This window comes from Nonomuraea purpurea, from assembly GCF_042650645.1.
GTDB classification, from domain to species: domain Bacteria; phylum Actinomycetota; class Actinomycetes; order Streptosporangiales; family Streptosporangiaceae; genus Nonomuraea; species Nonomuraea purpurea.
In genome coordinates, this window is sequence record NZ_JBHSBI010000028.1 from 102,665 (window position 1) to 119,400 (window position 16,736).

General features: G+C 67.5%; 13 protein-coding genes. 2 read left to right on the forward strand and 11 right to left on the reverse strand.

Features of this window, described 5'->3' with window-relative positions:
• Positions 1-14 precede the first annotated feature (14 nt).
• The 4 genes from ACFOY2_RS40480 to ACFOY2_RS40495 are packed head-to-tail and all read right to left on the reverse strand — an operon-like array spanning position 15 to position 3,868.
• Positions 15-806, reverse strand: a complete 792-nt coding sequence (locus ACFOY2_RS40480; protein ID WP_379533415.1) for a class I SAM-dependent methyltransferase — start codon at positions 804-806, stop codon at positions 15-17.
• Positions 803-3,073, reverse strand: coding sequence for an NACHT domain-containing protein (locus ACFOY2_RS40485; RefSeq protein WP_379533416.1), 2,271 nt, complete (start codon positions 3,071-3,073; stop codon positions 803-805). Before ACFOY2_RS40485 ends, ACFOY2_RS40480 begins: the two co-directional genes overlap by 4 nt.
• Before the next feature lie 5 nt (positions 3,074-3,078).
• Complete coding sequence (locus tag ACFOY2_RS40490) at positions 3,079-3,429, reverse strand: trypsin-like peptidase domain-containing protein (RefSeq protein ID WP_379533417.1); 351 nt, start codon at positions 3,427-3,429, stop codon at positions 3,079-3,081.
• The gene (locus tag ACFOY2_RS40495; protein ID WP_379533418.1) at positions 3,422-3,868 is read right to left on the reverse strand and encodes a CU044_2847 family protein; all 447 of its coding nucleotides are present in this window, start codon (positions 3,866-3,868) and stop codon (positions 3,422-3,424) included. The genes ACFOY2_RS40490 and ACFOY2_RS40495 overlap by 8 nt, the downstream gene beginning before the upstream one ends.
• A gap of 379 nt (positions 3,869-4,247) precedes the next feature.
• Here ACFOY2_RS40495 and ACFOY2_RS40500 point away from each other — a divergent pair, with 379 nt between their 5' ends.
• Positions 4,248-5,612 carry a cellulase family glycosylhydrolase gene (locus tag ACFOY2_RS40500; RefSeq protein WP_379533419.1) on the forward strand — a complete coding sequence of 455 codons (1,365 nt, stop codon included), beginning with the start codon at positions 4,248-4,250 and terminating at the stop codon, positions 5,610-5,612.
• A gap of 274 nt (positions 5,613-5,886) precedes the next feature.
• Positions 5,887-7,161 carry an AAA family ATPase gene (locus ACFOY2_RS40505; protein ID WP_379533420.1) on the forward strand — a complete coding sequence of 425 codons (1,275 nt, stop codon included), beginning with the start codon at positions 5,887-5,889 and terminating at the stop codon, positions 7,159-7,161.
• A 187-nt stretch (positions 7,162-7,348) separates the two neighbouring features.
• On the opposite strand, the gene ACFOY2_RS40510 is transcribed toward ACFOY2_RS40505, so the two are convergent.
• The 7 genes from ACFOY2_RS40510 to ACFOY2_RS40540 all read right to left on the reverse strand — a co-directional run bounded on the left by ACFOY2_RS40510 (position 7,349) and on the right by ACFOY2_RS40540 (position 16,730).
• Positions 7,349-8,845 carry an AMP-binding protein gene (locus ACFOY2_RS40510; protein ID WP_379533421.1) on the reverse strand — a complete coding sequence of 499 codons (1,497 nt, stop codon included), beginning with the start codon at positions 8,843-8,845 and terminating at the stop codon, positions 7,349-7,351.
• Positions 8,842-9,915: an LLM class flavin-dependent oxidoreductase gene (locus tag ACFOY2_RS40515; protein ID WP_379533422.1), complete on the reverse strand. Its 1,074-nt coding sequence runs from the start codon at positions 9,913-9,915 to the stop codon at positions 8,842-8,844. Before ACFOY2_RS40515 ends, ACFOY2_RS40510 begins: the two co-directional genes overlap by 4 nt.
• A 112-nt stretch (positions 9,916-10,027) precedes the next feature.
• The gene (locus tag ACFOY2_RS40520) at positions 10,028-11,161 is read right to left on the reverse strand and encodes a M20 family metallopeptidase (RefSeq protein WP_379533423.1); all 1,134 of its coding nucleotides are present in this window, start codon (positions 11,159-11,161) and stop codon (positions 10,028-10,030) included.
• Between the two features lie 11 nt (positions 11,162-11,172).
• Entirely contained in the window at positions 11,173-12,717 is a 1,545-nt protein-coding gene (locus tag ACFOY2_RS40525; RefSeq protein ID WP_379533424.1) for an AbgT family transporter, read from the reverse strand.
• Positions 12,718-12,800: 83 nt separating this feature from the next.
• Positions 12,801-14,234, reverse strand: coding sequence for an ATP-binding protein (locus ACFOY2_RS40530; protein ID WP_379533425.1), 1,434 nt, complete (start codon positions 14,232-14,234; stop codon positions 12,801-12,803).
• Entirely contained in the window at positions 14,231-15,880 is a 1,650-nt protein-coding gene (locus ACFOY2_RS40535; protein WP_379533426.1) for an FAD-dependent oxidoreductase, read from the reverse strand. Before ACFOY2_RS40535 ends, ACFOY2_RS40530 begins: the two co-directional genes overlap by 4 nt.
• A 91-nt stretch (positions 15,881-15,971) precedes the next feature.
• Positions 15,972-16,730, reverse strand: a complete 759-nt coding sequence (locus tag ACFOY2_RS40540) for an SDR family oxidoreductase (RefSeq protein ID WP_379533427.1) — start codon at positions 16,728-16,730, stop codon at positions 15,972-15,974.
• Between the last annotated feature and the right edge of the window lie 6 nt (positions 16,731-16,736).

Here is a 16,736-nt window from a genome sequence, read left to right on the forward strand (position 1 = left end):
ATGTGATCGCTCCATTATGTCAAGGGACGTAACGGTGAGCGTTCGGCTTTACGAGCGCAGACGATGAGGATGCTGCCGAGCCCGGGAAACAGCCGGGCCAGTGATCTCGACTGGAACCGGCCACCGGACTTCTTCCGCCAGATGACGAAGTTCGACTCCAGCTCGGTCACGTCGAAGCCCGCGGCCCCGAAGACCTCTGTCAACGAACTCGCGGTGAACGGCCTGATGTGGAGCCACAGATACCGGTGCAGGGGATTCACATGCCGGGGCGAGCGGCCCGCGAAGAAACGGATACGATCCTGCAGGGCCGCGAGATTGGGAGTCGTGACGACGACCACCCCGCCAGGGGCCAGAATCCGGTGACACTCCTCCAGCAGCCGCCGGGTGTCGTAGATGTGCTCGATCAGCTCTCCCAGCACGACGGCGCAGACGGTGGCGTCGCGGAAGGGCAGGGTGGTCGCGGCGTCCGAGCAGAGGCGACGATGGCCGCGGAACTCGACCGAGCCGAGAGCCCCCGGATCGAAGTCCACATAGACCACGTTCCTCGATCCCAGAACGCCCAGGAGCCTGCCGCCCTCCACGATCCGTCCGCCGCCGGCGCCGAGCTCGATGACGGGCAGGCCGGCGTGCAGGGCGGCGTTCTCCAGCGCCTTTCCCAGCTGTTTACGGGCCAGCAGCACGCGCACCGCGTGATAACGCTCGCTGAAGTAGCCGCGGACCTCCTCGCCGCCGGAGTACAGCGCCAGATTGGCGCGCCGGCCGTCGCGTTCCGCGCTCGTCTTGAGCCGCTGTTCACGCTGATTCATCGCCTGCCGTCCTTGTCACTGTCGATGATGCGGAGGATCTCGCGGAGTTCTTCGATCTCGGGCCAGCCGGCGGACTCGGGATTGTGCGCGAACGCATCCAGGATCACCGACAGTTCAGGCGCGCATTCCAGCATCGCGACGACGTAGCGCTCCCTCGACACCGGGCGGTGCTGCCACAACTCCACCAGAGTGAAAAGGTCGAGCCGCCAGCATTCCTGGTCCGTTTCCGTGCCGACCAGATAGGTGATCCTGCGGATCGTGCCCTCGCAGTTCTCCAGGCCCTGGTCGACCTCCGGATGGAAGTGATCGGTGGGTTGGTCGCCGAAGAACGTCAGGGTGTAACCGAGGTTGACGTCGTTCTCCGCCACGTTCCGTCCGGTGGCACGGTTGGCGCGCAACCGGTCGACGTACTCCGCCAGGGGCTGGGCGGTTCCGCCGAATGCCAGGCCGAGGATGATTCCGCGTTGAATCCACAGGTCCGGCTCGTTCAGCAGCGTCTGCCGCAGGAACTGGACGATACGCGCCGACCGGAGATTACCCAGGTAATAAGCGAGCTGCTGTCTGGCCACGCGCGCCCTGGCGGCGTCGGCCGAGTCGCCGCCGACGTCGCCGTTGGCCTGGAAGGCGTCGAAACACACGTCGCAGACCCGCGTCAGGATCCGGCTGTTGGCGTTGGCCCGCTCGAGATATTCCTTGACGAACTCCGAGACCTCGGCGGAGATGAATCTGCGGAACGCGGCGGTGGTCGCGACGGCGTCCGTGTGCATGCATCCGAAAAGATGGCGGGCCACGAAGTACTCATGGAACGACTTGTGCGCGAAGCGGACGACGGTGGGCTCGAAGAGGTCGAACTGGTCGCTGTCGATGGCCAGGAGGGAACGGGAGACGAGATCCTCGACGATCGCGTGCGCGTCCTCCTCCGGCGTTCTCAGATCGGTGCAGATGAATTCGTGCAGCTCGCGCAGCGTGAACATGCGCGGCCCCTGGCCGCCGGCCTCTCCTTCGTCGTAGAAGTGCCAGGCGATCCTGGTCAGGAGGTCGAGCTTCTGCTCGATGTTCAGCGTGCTGCCCATCTTCGCCGACTCGATGCGCAGCAACTGCGCGACGTAGGCGTGGTAGAGGCCCAGAGTGTCGTTCACCACCGGGTTCTCAAGATCGCCCCGGAACATCAGATCCAGCGCCATGTTGATGCGAAGGGGGGTCTGGCACAGGTCGCGCACCGGCCGGGATTCGATGCGGAGCCGGATCTTCTGCGTCTCCTGCTCCTGATAATCGGGGAAACAGTAGTCGACGTACGCGCCCACGTATCTCCGGCGTTCCTCTTCGCTCCAGGGGACCAGTTCGACCTGCTCGAGGTCGTCAGCGAAGGGGGAATGCGCGAGGAACCTGTTGAAATACTGTGTCCGGCAGCAGGCGAGGGCCGCGTACCCGAAGATGAACTTGTCCAGCTCGGTCAGCATGTGCGGGTAGGCGAGCCGGGACAGGTGTTCGTCCAGCGAATCGAGGATCAGGACCGGTCGCAGCGGGATTCCGTCGCGCTCCTCGACCCCCATCCAGGAGACCTGACCGCACCCCCGGACGGAGTTGTCCAGATAGCGGGCCAGCCATTCCGCCGACCCGAATTCGGCGTCGATGGACTGCGTGCCGACCGTGCGCAGATCGATGCGCACCGGGAATATGTTCTTACGCACCCCCGCGGACCAGATCCGCAGCAGCTCCGAGTACAGGCAGTACGTCAACGTGGTCTTGCCGATGCCGGGGTCGGCGAGAAGGAGCACCCGACGTTGCGGATCTATGCCGTCCGTGACGTCCGCGCGCACCCTGTCGACGAGTTCGGTGACCAGCCCCCCGCGCGCCGCCTCCCGGCCGCCGACACGCCACGGAGCGGGCACGAGAAGTTCGGGGCGGGTGAGGAGATCGCCGACCGTTATCCGCGATGATCCGGGGACGCCGCGTGAAAGCAGCCTGCGCTGCTCCTGCAGTTTCCGCTCCCAGACGGCCTCCCACGCCGGTGTGGACTGGAAGGACAGCGCCCTCGACTCAAGGGTGATTCCGTCTGGACCCAGAGCGCTCGACTGGGGCACGAGCCCTGGGAACTCCGACAGGACCGTCCGGACGGGGATGGCCCTGCCGCCGAGATCGCTGTTCCTGTCTCTGGTCGCCACGAGAATGCCGCACACGGCGCCGGTGCGGAGGTTGAGCACTCCCGCGCCGCTCATGCCGGGTCTTACCTGGCCCTCCTTGAGTTTCAGCAATGGCTGGTCCACGCGCGTCAAGCCCTCGTACGCGGTGGTGAGCGAGTCGCCCTCGCCATAGACTCGGTGTAGCCGTAGGCATACGTGCGATCGCCCAGCTCGACCTCATGGTGAAGCTCGATGATGGGATGGTTGCGGAGGCCGATGCTCAGCAGGGCGAGATCGGGATAGGGCAGGTCGCGGACGCTGACGATTCTGGCCGAATACTCTTTGTGCTGCCAGACGACGGTGATGCCGTCATTGGGGGCTCCGTCGACCACGTGCGCGCAGGTGAGGATGAGCCCGGGGCTCACGAAAAGGCCGGTTCCGAACTGCTGGGGCCCGGTCACGACCTTGACGGTGGCCACGCGCAACTGTGCGTCATCCATCGCGACCAGGCCGCGAATCTCCGCCGACGCTCTCCGTGCCGCCGGGCGCAAGCGGCTCGGTCCCGGACGGACGCTCGGCGCGACGCCACTCGAGCGTCACCTTGAGATTGGCCTTTCCCGTGCCTTTCGCCAGGATGGCGGTGAGCCCGCCCGACTCGACCCCTATCTCGAACCCCAGTTCAACCGTCGCCACATCGGGGGCCGCGGCCCTGATTATGTCCCCTACTTCCTCCGTTATCCCGGCGATTTTTCCGGCGACGTCACTGAAGCTGAACAGCCGGCTCGCCACCAGTTCCTCTCCGGCCACCGCTTCGACGTGCACGACGCTGCCATCGCCCAATGTCACGGGGATGGCATAAGATCGGTCGTGCAAATTTCCTCCCAGCGGACTCGTCCGGGCGAGCGGCGAAAACGCCATATCGGCCTGGGGCGCCATCATGTGCGGAAGATTTCCGTCATCATACCCGCGTGCACATGCGCCTACAATGAATTATCGGCAGGTGAGGTGATCCCAGCGGATTTCGGGTAGCCGGCCGTGTGGAAAATGGTCCGGTGCAAACGCGTGGGCAGGGTCCGGGCGCGGGACGTGTGAAATTTTCATGGCCACCAGGGCCCGTGAAAGATCGTTTTTACTGCGCTTTGAGCGGATTTGGCCAGCTTGGCAGCTATTTAACGGTCAATAGGAGTTTATGAGCCTTGTAGGGGATAGTGGCGGCGGCTGTACAGCTTTGGCGGCTCTGCATACATTCTGGGATGCGTTCCAGCGAGGCCCCTGATCGCGGGCGCGCCTGTTGCGGAAGTCAGCGAGGAGATTCGAGATGCGATCGATGCCGTGGCTCGCCGCCGTCGGCGCGGCGCTCGTGGCCGTCGTCGTGACGACGTCCGCCGCCGTGTTCGCGGCCATGCCGCCCGCCCACGCGGCCGTGGGACTCCACGTCAGCGGCACGAACATCGTCGAAGCCAACGGCCAGAGATTCACCATGCGCGGGGTCAACCACCCGCACGTCTGGTTCACCAACCAGACCAGGTCGTTCGCCGACGTCAAGGCACTCGGGGCCAACACCGTGCGCGTGGTCCTGGGCAGCGGCAAACGGTGGGGCCCGTCCACGGACGTCGCCAACGTGATCTCCCTGTGCAAGCAGAACCGGCTGATCTGCGTTCTGGAGGTGCACGACACCACCGGATACGGCGAGGAGGGCGCGGCCGCGTCACTCGACGAAGCGGTCAACTACTGGATCAGCCAGAAGAGCGCGCTCGTCGGCCAGGAGAACTACGTCGTCATCAACATCGGCAACGAGCCGATCGGCAACACCAACGCCGCCCAGTGGACCAGCGCGACCGCCGCCGCCATCCAGAAGATGCGCGCCAATGGCTTCGAGCACCTGCTCATGGTCGACGGGCCGAACTGGGGCCAGGACTGGCAGTACGTCATGCGAGACAGCGCGCAGACGATCCTGAACGCCGACAGCCGCCGCAACACGGTGCTGTCCATCCACATGTACGCCGTCTTCAACACCGCCACGGCGATCACCGACTACCTCAACCGATTCCAGGCCAACGGCTGGCCGCTGGTCATAGGCGAGTTCGGCTGGCGCTTCGGCGCCAACGAGGTCGATCACGAGACACTGCTGTCCGAGGCGGCCTCCCGCGGCCTCGGGTACCTCGGCTGGTCCTGGAGCGGCAACACCGACCCGATCCTGGACATGGCAACCGGTTTCGACCCCACCCAGCTCACCACCTGGGGCCAGCGGATCTTCAACGGCGCCAACGGCATCAAGGCCACGGCCAAGGAAGCCACCATCTACGGCGGCGCCACCCCGACCGTCACCCCCACGGTGACCCCGACGCCCACGCCCACGTCATCGGGCTCGTGCCGCGTGACGTACGAGATGAACACCTGGAACACCGGCTTCACCACCAACATCACGATCACCAACACCGGCAACTCGGCGATCAACGGCTGGCGGCTGACGTTCACCCTGCCCAGCGGCCAGACCATCACCGGAGGCTGGAGCGCATCGTATGCGCCGACCAGCGGCCAGATCACCGCCACCAACGCCACCTGGAACGGCACCCTGCCGCCGGGCGGCTCCACCGGCATCGGCTTCCAGGCCACCCACACCGGAAACACCGCCAAGCCCTCTTCCTTCGCCCTCAACGGCTCCACCTGCCAGGTGACCTGATCCGCGCTGTTCTCCTGGATGAAGCGGAACCCGGCCCGCGGCCACCCCTGAAAGGGCTGTACGACCCGGACGAGGCGCCGGCCCGGCAATGTTCATCGGCAGAATGAACAGCCCCACGCAGATCTCCGTGGTTCAAGAGCCGGGTACGCCGGAGACAGGAGGGGAGCCGCTACTGGCATCCACTGCGGGGAGGTCATAGGCTGTTTCGTGCAGGCTCTATGCGCCTAGACGCAGATGACGGGTGTAAGAGACCTGTCTCAGTAGGAGGTCGACGGTGCTGATCCGTTTCCGGGTGGCCAATCATCGGTCCATCCGTGATGAGCACGAGCTGTCTCTGATCGCGACTGAGTTCGATGAGGGCACGGCACGCGGGACGGGTCTGCGGCATCGAGGGCGGGATGTTCTGGCGCAACCCGTACTCGGCCTGTTCGGTGCCAACGCCTCAGGAAAGTCCAACGTGCTCAGCGCGTTCCAGCTCATGCGTGACGCGGTGCGTGACTCCTTCGCGGATTGGGCCAAGGTGCCGGAGGTCGTTCCTCGTCAGCCGTTCAAGCTTGATTCCGTATCGCGAGACGAGACGAGCTTGTTCGAAGTGGATCTCGTGTTGGGACGAGATCCGGTTCGCTACACCTACGGCTTCGAGTTGTCTGACGAACGGGTCGAGGCGGAGTGGCTGCATGCATACCCGCATGGCCGGCGTAACGTTTGGTTCGATCGAGAGGCGGATCGTCCGGATTCCGAAGGCGGGGAATTCGTTTTCCGGGGGGAGGGCTTCAAAGGAGAACGGGATTCCCTGGTGAGGCTGACCCGTCCGAACGCTCTGTTCCTGTCCGTCGGCGCGACTCTCAACGATCCCCAATTGTCGGCGATACACAGGTGGTTCCTCGAAAACCTGCGGCTGATGACACCGGAGCGAGATCTGCATGCTCGGGTGGACTATACGACGCGGCTCCTGAAAAGTTCAGACCGTGCGGAGCCCTATCGGCGGCGGATCGTGCGGTTGCTGCAATCGGCTGATTTGGGAGTCACGCGACTCGACACGGACCCCGAGACCGGCGAGATCAGGCTTTGGCACCGAACACCGGACGGTGGAGAGACGCCTTTGGACTTCCGCACGGAAGAGTCTCTCGGCACTCACGCTTGGTTCGCCTTTCTGGGGCCCATGCTCATCGTGCTGGACCAAGGCTCGGTCCTGTTCGTGGACGAATTGGATTCGAGCCTGCACCCCGCGCTCGCGGCCGAGGTCGTACGTGTCTTCCAAGATCCCGCATCCAATCCACGAGGTGCGCAACTTGTTTTCACCACCCACGACGCGACCTTGCTGGGCAGTGAGGTGCTTGATCGCCCCCTCAAACGTGACCAGGTGTGGATCACGACAAAGCGGCGCTCGGGAGAAACGGAGCTCTACCCGCTGACAGCGGCCAAGCCCCGAAAAGAGGAGAACTTCGAACGAGGTTATCTGCGAGGTCGATATGGCGGTGTGCCACGAGTGACCGCAGGAGAGATCGTCCGCGAACTGTCCTGGCAGGAAGCGAAGGACACGGCGTGAACAGGAAGGATCCAGTCGGTCTATCGCCGGAACGGATTGACGCCTTCCGGCGAAGGGCACCGACGCGTTCAAGAACTACGACAAACGAAACGACGTCCACCGACGTATGGCAACTACTGGTCGCGCTGGGTATTTACAAAGGTTGAGCCTGAACGGGCAGAAGCCGATCCGAATCTTGTGGCCTCGTTCAGGAGCCTGGGTAGTTGCCGCCGCCGTGGGTGGTGTCGAGGGTGTCGTAGTCGGGGGTGAAGCCGCGTTTGGGGATCGCGTCGACGAATGCGATTTTTCTGGGTTTCTTGTATGACGCGAGCAGTGTGGTGACGTGGTCGATGAGGTCGGTCTCGGTGGTGGTGGCATCCGGTTCGAGGGCGACGATGGCCTTTACCGTCTGGTGCCAGGTGGGGTCGGGGGTGCCGATGACGGCGGCGTCCGCTACGGCGGGGTGGGATTTGAGGGCGCGTTCGACCTCGGCGGGGTAGATGTTTTCGGCGCCGGACTTGATCATGCGGAGTTTGGGGCCGATGAAGGTGATGGTGCCGTCGGGTTCGCGGCGGCCCAGGTCGCCGGTGTGGTGCCAGCCGTGGGTGGATTTTGCGGTGTTTAAGTCGGGCCGGGCGAAATATCCGGAAAAGAGGGTCTTGCCTCGTGCGCAGATCTCGCCCACCTCGCCTGCCGGCACCTCGGTTCCGTCGGGGCCCAGGATCCGTACCTGGACCAATGGTGACGGCCGGCCCGCGAAACCCGAACCGCCCTGTGCCAGACCCAGGAACGTCAGCATGCCGCCCACTTCGGTCTGCCCGTAACCGCCCATCTTGGATCGGCACCAGGGGGAGTCGTCGATGGTGATCATGTCGTCCCACTCCGGGGAATGGGAGACGAACCTGAGTGAGGACAGGTCGTACTTGCCCGACTCGTTGGCTTTCGCTACCGCGTCGATCATCTGGCCGAAGAGGAACGCCTGGGTGACCTTCTCCGCCTCGATCAGGCGGCAAACCTCCTCGGCGTCGAAGGCGGGGGTGAAGACGTTGGTGCCGCCTATCTGGAGGGTGGCCAGGCAGAACATCATCGTGCCCACGTGGAACAGCGGGCCGTTGTTGAGGAAGGTGAAGCCCGGCTCCATCTGGCGGACCACCAGGAGGGTGGTGGCGTGGGCGATGAGCGCGGCGCTGCTGAGCAGGGCGGCGTTCGGGCGGCCGTCGAAGGCTGCCGTGTAAAGGGCCAGCGTTGGTTCGTCGTCCCCTACCGGTGCGAACTCCGTCCGTTCCCCGCTCGCCACCAGCTCCTGGTACTCCGTCCCGGCCTGCACCCACGTCGTCGCCGCATCGGAGGCGTGGAGGGAGGTGGTGGTGTCGGAGGGTTGCCAGATGACCGCCGCCGGCCGCAGGTCGGTGAGGACGAAGCGGAGCTCGTCCTCCGACTGCCGCCAGTTGGCCGGGCAGAAGACGGCGCCCAGGCGGGAGCAGGCCAGCAGGAGTTCGAGCACCGCGTGAGCGTTCTGCCCCAGCCACACCACCCGGTCCCCGCCGGCGACCCCGCGGGCGGACAGGGCGCAGGCGAGGCGGGTGACACGTTCGTCGAGCTCCGGGTACGTGAGCCGCACCGCCCCATCCACCACCGCCGTGACCTGTGGCCGGCTGCGGGCGTGGTCGGCGAGGACGTCGGACAGCGACAGGCTGTGGATCATCGTCGGCCTCCAGGGGCAAAGGCGGGGATGACTTCGGCGGCGAAGAAACGCATGACGCGTTTCATGTCGTCCAGAGGCATCGGCCGGGTGCTGCCGAAGTCGCACAGGAGGTTGGTGAAGCCGGCGTCCCGCAGCAGTGTGATCTGCTCGATGACGCGCCCCGGGTCGCCGATCACGTCGAGTTGCTCCCAGCGGAAGTCGGTCGACAGCGAGGCGCCCTTGAGGTAGCGGTCCTGGTAGTACTCGAAGCCCTGCGCGGCCTGTCCCGTTTTCGGGTCGATGGGGGCGCTGCGTTCGTTGAAGATGCGCGAGCGGTCGAAGGACGCCTCGAACCTGGCCTGGTCCGCGCGCGCCTGCTCCAGGGTCGGGGCCGCGTAGACGCTGCGGGCCACGACGAGTTCGGCGGCCGTCACGTCGTGGCCCGCCCGTTCGGCTGTCTCGCGCCACGTCTCGGCGGCCCTGACGACCTTGCGGAAGGGCGCCGCGGGATCGGCCAGGATGGGCAGGCCGCGTTCGGCGTACATGGTCACGGTTTCGGGGGAGACGGCGGCCACGTGGAGGGGCGGGTGGGGCCTCTGGACGGGCCGGGGGACGAGGCAGACCTCGGCGCCGGTCTTGTAGAACTTCCCCTCGTGCTGGTACGCCTCCTGCGTCCAGAGCCCGACGATCACCTCAAGCGCCTCGTTGAACCGGTCGCGGGCCTCCGCCAGGTCGATCCCGAACCCCTCGAACTCGACGCTCTGGTACCCCCGCCCGATCCCCAGGTCCAGCCGTCCGCCGGAGAGCACGTCCACCTGCGCGGCCTCCTCGGCCACGTGGACGGGGTTGTGCAGCGGCAGCACCACGATGCCGGTGCCGAGCCTGATGCGGGAGGTGCGGGCGGCGGCGTGGGCGAGCATGGTGAACAGGTTGGGGACGACGCCGTAGTCGCGGAAGTGGTGCTCGGCCAGCCGTACCCCGTCGAAGCCCAGTTCCTCGGCCAGTTCGATGAGCTCCAGGTGGTAGTCGTAGACGTCCTTGAAGCTCTGGCCGTCGAAGCGGTGGAAGAGGTGGAAGGTCGAGAACTTCATGCGGCGGCCCCTCAGAGGTAAACCAAGCGCTCGCTTGGGAGCGTACCACAGCCCGGCCGAGGAGAGGTCAGGGCCGGACCTCGGGGTCACGGCATGCCGACGTAGGCGCCGATCACGCCAGGGCGTTGATCAGGCCGATCGTCAGGGCCGTACGCTCCGGGATGTGCTCGACCAGCACGTGTTCGTGCCGAGCGTGCGCCCCGTCCCCCACCGCCCCCATGCCGTCCAGCACGGGCCGCCCGAGCGCGGAGACGAAGTTCCCGTCGCTGGCGCCCCCGACGGCGACCTCGTCGACCAGCCACCCGAACTCGGCCGCCACCTCCTGCGCCTCCTTGAACAGCCGCTGGGACGGCGGGTTCGGGATCATGGGCGGCCGGTTCCACTCGCCGGTCGCCGAGATCGACACCCGGGGGTCGGAGACCCGCAGCTCGGCGAAGATGTCGTCGATGCGTCCCATTTCGGCGGGGTCCGTCACGCGCACGTCGACGCCGCAGCTCGCCCGCCCGGCGGCGACGTTGCGTCCGGTGCCGCCGCTGATCAGCCCCACGTTCAGGGTGGTGCCGCGCTCGCGGGACCCGGCGCCCGCGAGTGTCGTGACGATCTCGGCCAGGGCGTGGATCGCGCTGGCCCCCGCGTACGGGTCGAGCCCCGCGTGCGCCTCGACCCCGGTCACGCTCACGTTGAACAGCCCCACGCCCTTGCGCGCGGTCTTCAGCGCGCCGTCCATGGACGCCTCGAACACCAGCGTGGCCAGGGCGCCCTCGCTGGCCGCCTCGATGTGCTCGCGCGAGGCCGGGCTGCCGATCTCCTCGTCGCCGTTGAACAGGAAACGCACGCTGGGGTGCGGCAACTCCAGCTCCCGCAGCCCGCGCAGCGCCCAGATCGCCTGCACCAGCCCGGTCTTCATGTCGAACACGCCGGGCCCCGTGGCTTTGCCCTCGACCACGGTGAACGGCCAGCCGGCCAGCGTCCCGGTGGGCCAGACGGTGTCGTAGTGGCTGAGCATGAGCACGGTTCCCGGCGCGGTGCCCTGGTAGGTGAGCTCGCAGATGTCGCCGTACTGGCCGCCGTCGTGCAGGACCTCCTCATCCGGCGTCCCGAGCAGTTCGACGGCCCGGCCGCGGATCGTCCGCAGCCCTTTGACCAGCATGGCCTTGTCGTAGCTGTGGGTCTCCAGCTCGACCACGGCCTTCAGGTCGCCGAGCATGGCCGGGAGGGCCTGCCGGGTCCAGTCGGTGATCAACACGAGGGTCCTTTCTAGGCGACGGGCGCTCCGGGGCCGAGCGGGATGCCGAGCCACCAGAACGCGTAGAACAGCAGCGTCCAGACGACGAGGAGGGTGAGGGCCAGCGGGATGGTCATCGAGGCCAGGGTGCCGATCCCGGCCGAGCGGCGGTAGCGCTGCAGGAAGCCGAGCGCCATCACGAAGTACGGGCTCATCGGTGTGATCGCGTTGGTGCAGGAGTCGGCGATGCGGTAGACGGCCTGGGTGTATTCGGGTGGGATGTCCAGCAGCATCAGCATCGGCACGAACACCGGCTCGACCAGCGCCCATTGGGCAGAGCCGCTGGTCACCACCAGGTTGATCAGGGTCACCACGAGCAGGACGCCCAGGAACACCACAGGCCCGTTGACCCCGGCCGACTTCAGCAGGCCGGCCCCGTCGATGGCGATGATCTCGCCGATGCCGGTCCACTTGAAGGAGGCCAGGAACTGCGAGATCGCGAAGAACAGCACCAGGATCGGCGCCATCTCCCTGAACCCGTGGGCCATGAAAGCGGGGATGTCCCGGCTGGTCGTGACGGTGCCGGCGGCCCTGCCGTACGCCCAGCCGGCCGCGAGGAAGGCCAGCGCGAGGAAGATCGCGATCGAGGTGAGCAGCGGCGACTGCACGATGCTGCCGCCCTCGCCGCGCAGCGGGGATCCGGAGGGCAGCACGGCCGCCACCATCGCGACCAGGAAGACGACGAGCGCGATCAGCGCGGCCCGCAGCCCGCGCCGCTCCTCGGCGCCGAGCGTGAGCGAGCCCAGGTCGTCGGCGGGGGCGTCGGGGTCGACGGGCATCGACTCGACGCGGCGTGCCAGCAGCCGCTCGGTCACCAGCGTGATGGCGGCGGCGAGCACCAGGGAGGAGGCCAGCGAGAAGAAGTAGTTGGCCAGCGGTGTGACCACGTAGGAGGGGTCGATGGTGTGCGCGGCGGCCGTGGTCAGCCCGGACAGGATGGCGTCCACGGGCGTGATCAGCGGGCTGGCGTCGTAGCCCGCCGAGATCGACACGAACGCCACCACGATGCCCAGGATCGGGCTGCGGCCGACCGCGCGGAAGGCCAGCGCGCCCAGGGGGATGAGCACGACGTAGGCGGCGTCGGAGGCCACGTGCGCCACCATGCCGGTGAACGCCAGCGCGAACGTCACCCACTTCGGCGACACCTTCGACACCCCGGAGCGCAGCACGGCGGCCAGCAGCCCTGATCGTTCGGCGACGGCGACGCCCAGCATGACGACCAGGATCGTGCCGAGCGGCGGGAACGAGGTGTAGTTCTTGATCGCGTCGCCGACCATCATCCGCACGCCGTCGGCCGACAGCAGGCTCTGGGCCGCGACGGTCCTGCCGGTCGCCGGGTTCACCGCCGACACCCCGGCCGCCGCCAGGCCCCAGCTCGTCAGGGCCAGCAGCGCGCTCAGGATGACGAACAGCCAGAAGGGATGGGGGAGCTTGTTGCCCAGGCGCTCGATGCCGCCCAGGGTCCGCAGCAGCACGTTGAGCGTGCCCGAACTCGTCGCGGATTCCGTGGGGGTCACCGGGTCCGTCTCCTTCCCGCATTACGGTCAACCATTACATGCGGTAATGAAGCGTCCTGACAAGTCGGGGCGGAGGCGGATGATCAGACGGCGGGCTCCGGCACCGCGGCGGGCTCGCGCAGCGGCAGGCGTACCTCGAACCAGGTCGCGCCCGGCACCGAGCGCACCTTGATCTCGCCGCCGTGCCGTCCGGCCACGATCCGGTAGGAGATGTCGAGCCCCAGGCCCGTGCCCTGGCCCACGGTCTTGGTGGTGAAGAACGGCTCGAAGATCCGGTCCTTGATCGCGTCGGGCACGCCGGGGCCGGTGTCGCCGATCTCGACGATGGCCTCGTCCTCGTCGTGGGCCGTGCGGATGGTCAGCGTGCCCTCCTCGCCCATCGCGTCCAGCGCGTTGTGCATGAGGTTGGTCCACACCTGGTTGAGCTCGCCGGCGTAGCAGGGGATGAGCGGCAGCGTGCGGTCGTAGTCGGTGACGACGCTGATGCCCGGCGGGATCTTGCCGCGGAAGATCGCGATCGTGCTGTCGAGCAGGTCGTGTACGTCGACCTGCTGGAACGGCGCCCGGTCCATCTGGGAGTACTGCTTGGCCGAGCCGATCAGCGACGTGATGCGCTCGGTCGCCTCGGTCACCTCGCTCAGCATCTGTGAGATCTCGATCGCCTCGGCCAGCCAGCGCAGCGCTGCCGGCGTGTGCTCATCGCCCACCTTGCCGCGGATCTTCTCCAGGTCCTTGGTCGAGAATCCGGCGTTGACCAGCGCGGGCGCCAGGTCCCATGCGTCGCCGACGCCTATCTCGTCGAGCGCGTCGCCCAGTTCGTCCTCGGCGTCGGAGATCTCCAGCGGGGTGCGCTGGGGCAGCTTGCCCAGATTGCCGGTGCAGGCCTCCTGCGCCTCGATCAGCGTGCGCAGCTTCTCCGGCGGGATGCCGGCCTCCGCCAGCCCGGCGAGCTGCAGGCGCGAGGTCCTGATCAGCGAACGCAGCTCGCTCACCGCGCGCACGGCCGCCGCCGCCGGGTTGTTCAGCTCGTGGGTGAGCCCGGCGGTGATCGTGCCGAGCGCGGTCAGCCGCTGCCGCCGGTCGATGATCTCCCGCTGCATGCGCCCACCGGACAGCAGGCCGTCGAGCAGGTGCATGGCCATCGGGAACCACTCGGTCACGATGTAGCCGAACTTCTTGGCCGGCAGCATGAACACCCGCGAGGGGGCCGTGGCGCGCAGCGTGTGCTGGTAGGTCTGCGGCGCGCGCTCGCCCAGGTAGGCGCTGGTGGCGCCGCCGTAGACGCCGGGCTGCGAGGCGCGGGGCATGGCGACGATCCCGGCGCTGACCGTCTCGTTGACCATCTGGATCTCGCCCTCGATCAGCACCACGAAGCACTCGGCCGGATCGCCCTGCCGGACGATGTCGGTGTCGGCCGGATACGTCTCCACCCTGCCGCTGCTCGCCAGCTTGGTGAGCTGCTCGTCGTTCAGGCGCTCGAAGAGGAAGAGTTTGCGCAACTCGTCTATGTCGATCATTGCTTCTCCAGGTAGCGATGCACGAGCGCGACGGCCATCGCGCCCTCGCCGACGGCGGAGGCCACTCTCTTGATCGAGTCGGCGCGTACGTCGCCCGCGGCCAGCACCCCGGGCACGTTGGTCTCCAGGTAGTACGGCTCGCGCCGCAACGGCCAGTTGCGCGGCCGCTGTCCGCCCTGCACCAGGTCGGGCCCGGTCAGCACGAACCCCTTCTCGTCCCGCTCGATCGTCTCGCCCAGCCAGGAGGTGAACGGCTCGGCCCCGATGAACACGAACAGAAACTGCGCGTCCACCGTGCGCTCCTGGCCCTTGGTCGTCAGCGTCAGGCGCTCCAGGTGGCCGTTGCCCCCGCCGCTTGCGACCTCCGTCTGGAGGTGCACCTCGATGTTGGGGAGCGCGGCGATCTGCTCGATGAGGTAGTGAGACATGGACTTCTCCAAACCATCACTTCTCACCAACAAATGAACCTTGCTCGCGAATCCCGATAGATAGACGGCCGCCTGTCCCGCCGAGTTGGCCGCGCCCACGATGTAGACCTCGGTGTCCTGGCAGGCCGGCGCCTCGGTCAGGGCCGCGCCGTAGAAGACGCCCCGGCCCACGAACTCGTCCAGGCCGGGCGCGTTCAGCCGGCGATAGGTGACGCCGGTCGCCAGAATCACCGCGTGCGCCGCGATCTCCCCGCCGTCCTCGAACCCGATCACCCGTGCCTGCCCGCGCGGCTCCAGCGCGGTCACCTTGCGTGCGGTCAGCAGCTCCGCCCCGAACTTCAGCGCCTGCCTGCGCGCCCGGTCCGCGAGCTGCTGCCCGGAGACGCCGTCGGGGAAGCCCAGGTAGTTCTCGATCCTGGAGCTCTGCCCCGCCTGGCCGCCCGAGGCGTGCGCCTCGACCAGCACCGTGTTCAGGCCCTCCGAGGCGCCGTAGACGGCCGCGCCGAGCCCGGCCGGACCGCCGCCGATCACGATCAGGTCGTAGAAGTCCATCGCCGGGGTCGTCGACAGCCCCACCGCCGTGGCCAGCGCGGCCTGGTCGGGCGACTCCATCGTGGTGCCGTCGGACGTCACGACCAGCGGCAGGTGACAACCCTCCCCGGCGGCCTTGACGAGCTGCGCGCCCTCCGGGTCCTCCGACAACATCCACAGGTACGGCACGTGGTTGCGGGCCAGGAAGTCGCGCACCGCGTACGACTGCGCCGACCACCGGTCGCCCACGACCCGCAGCTCGCTGCGCTCGATCCGCTCGGTACGCAGCCACGCGTCGAGCTGCCCGTCGATCACCGGATAGAACTTCTCCTCCGGCGGATCCCACGGCTTGAGCAGGTAATGGTCGAGGTCGACGACGTTGATCGCCTGGATCGCGGCGTCGGTGTCGGCGTAGGCCGTCAGCAGCACGCGGCGCGCGTACGGATACATGTCCATGGCGGCTTCGAGGAACTGCACGCCGTTCATCTGCGGCATGCGGTAGTCGGCCAGGATCGCCGCGATCTCGTCACCGCGCAGGCGCATCTCCCGGACCGCGTCGATGCCGGCCAGGGCCGTCTCAGCGCGGACAATCCGGTATTCCTGGCCATAGCGGCGCCTCAAGTCACGGGCGACCGCCCGCGAGACGCCAGGGTCGTCGTCCACCGTCACGATGACCGGCTTGTCCATGCCCCTACCTTCCCCACTGATGTCTAAGGGAAGGATGTCATGCGGGCAAAGTTTGGTGAGCATTCGCCCATATCGTGGGCGGACATTCCGATCAGGCGATAACGCGGGACTCCCCGCCGTCGACCAGCATCGAGATCCCGTTCACGAACGAGGCCCGCTCACTGGCCAGGAACGCCACCACGTCGCCCACCTCCTCGGGCCGCCCGACGCGCTCGACGGGCACGCCCTCGCCCCGCCGGGCCAGGCCCTCCTCGCCCGCCAGTTCGCGCAGCCTGTCAGTCTCGATCGGGCCCGGCAACACGTTGTTGACCAGCACGCCGTCGCGGGCGACCTCGCGCGCCAGCGTGCGCACGACGCCGGCCACGGCGGGACGCATGGCGTTCGACAGCGCCAGGCCGTCGAGCGCCTCACGGGCCGACCTGCTGGTGATCGTGACGACCCGGCCCCAGCCGCGCGAGCGCATCTCGGGCAGGACGGCGTGGATCAGGCGTACGGTGCCGAGCAGGTTGCGCTGGACGGCCACGTCCCAGTCGGCCAGGCCCATGTCCTCGAACCGCCCGGCCGGCGGCCCGCCCGCGTTGGCCACCAGGATGTCGATCGGGCCGAGCACGTCGCGCGTCTCCTCGACCACCCGCCGGGCCGCGCCGGGGTCCTCCACGTCGGCCAGCACGGCGTGCACCACCTTGCCGAACTCCTGCAGCTCCACCACCGCGTCCGCGAGCTTCTCCGGGTCGCGGGCGCAGACGCACACGTCGCAGCCCTCCCGCGCGAGGCTCTTGGCCGAGGCCAGGCCGAGGCCCGCGCTGCCTCCGGTGACGAGGGCGACCTTGCCCGAGATGCCGAGATCCATAGGGGT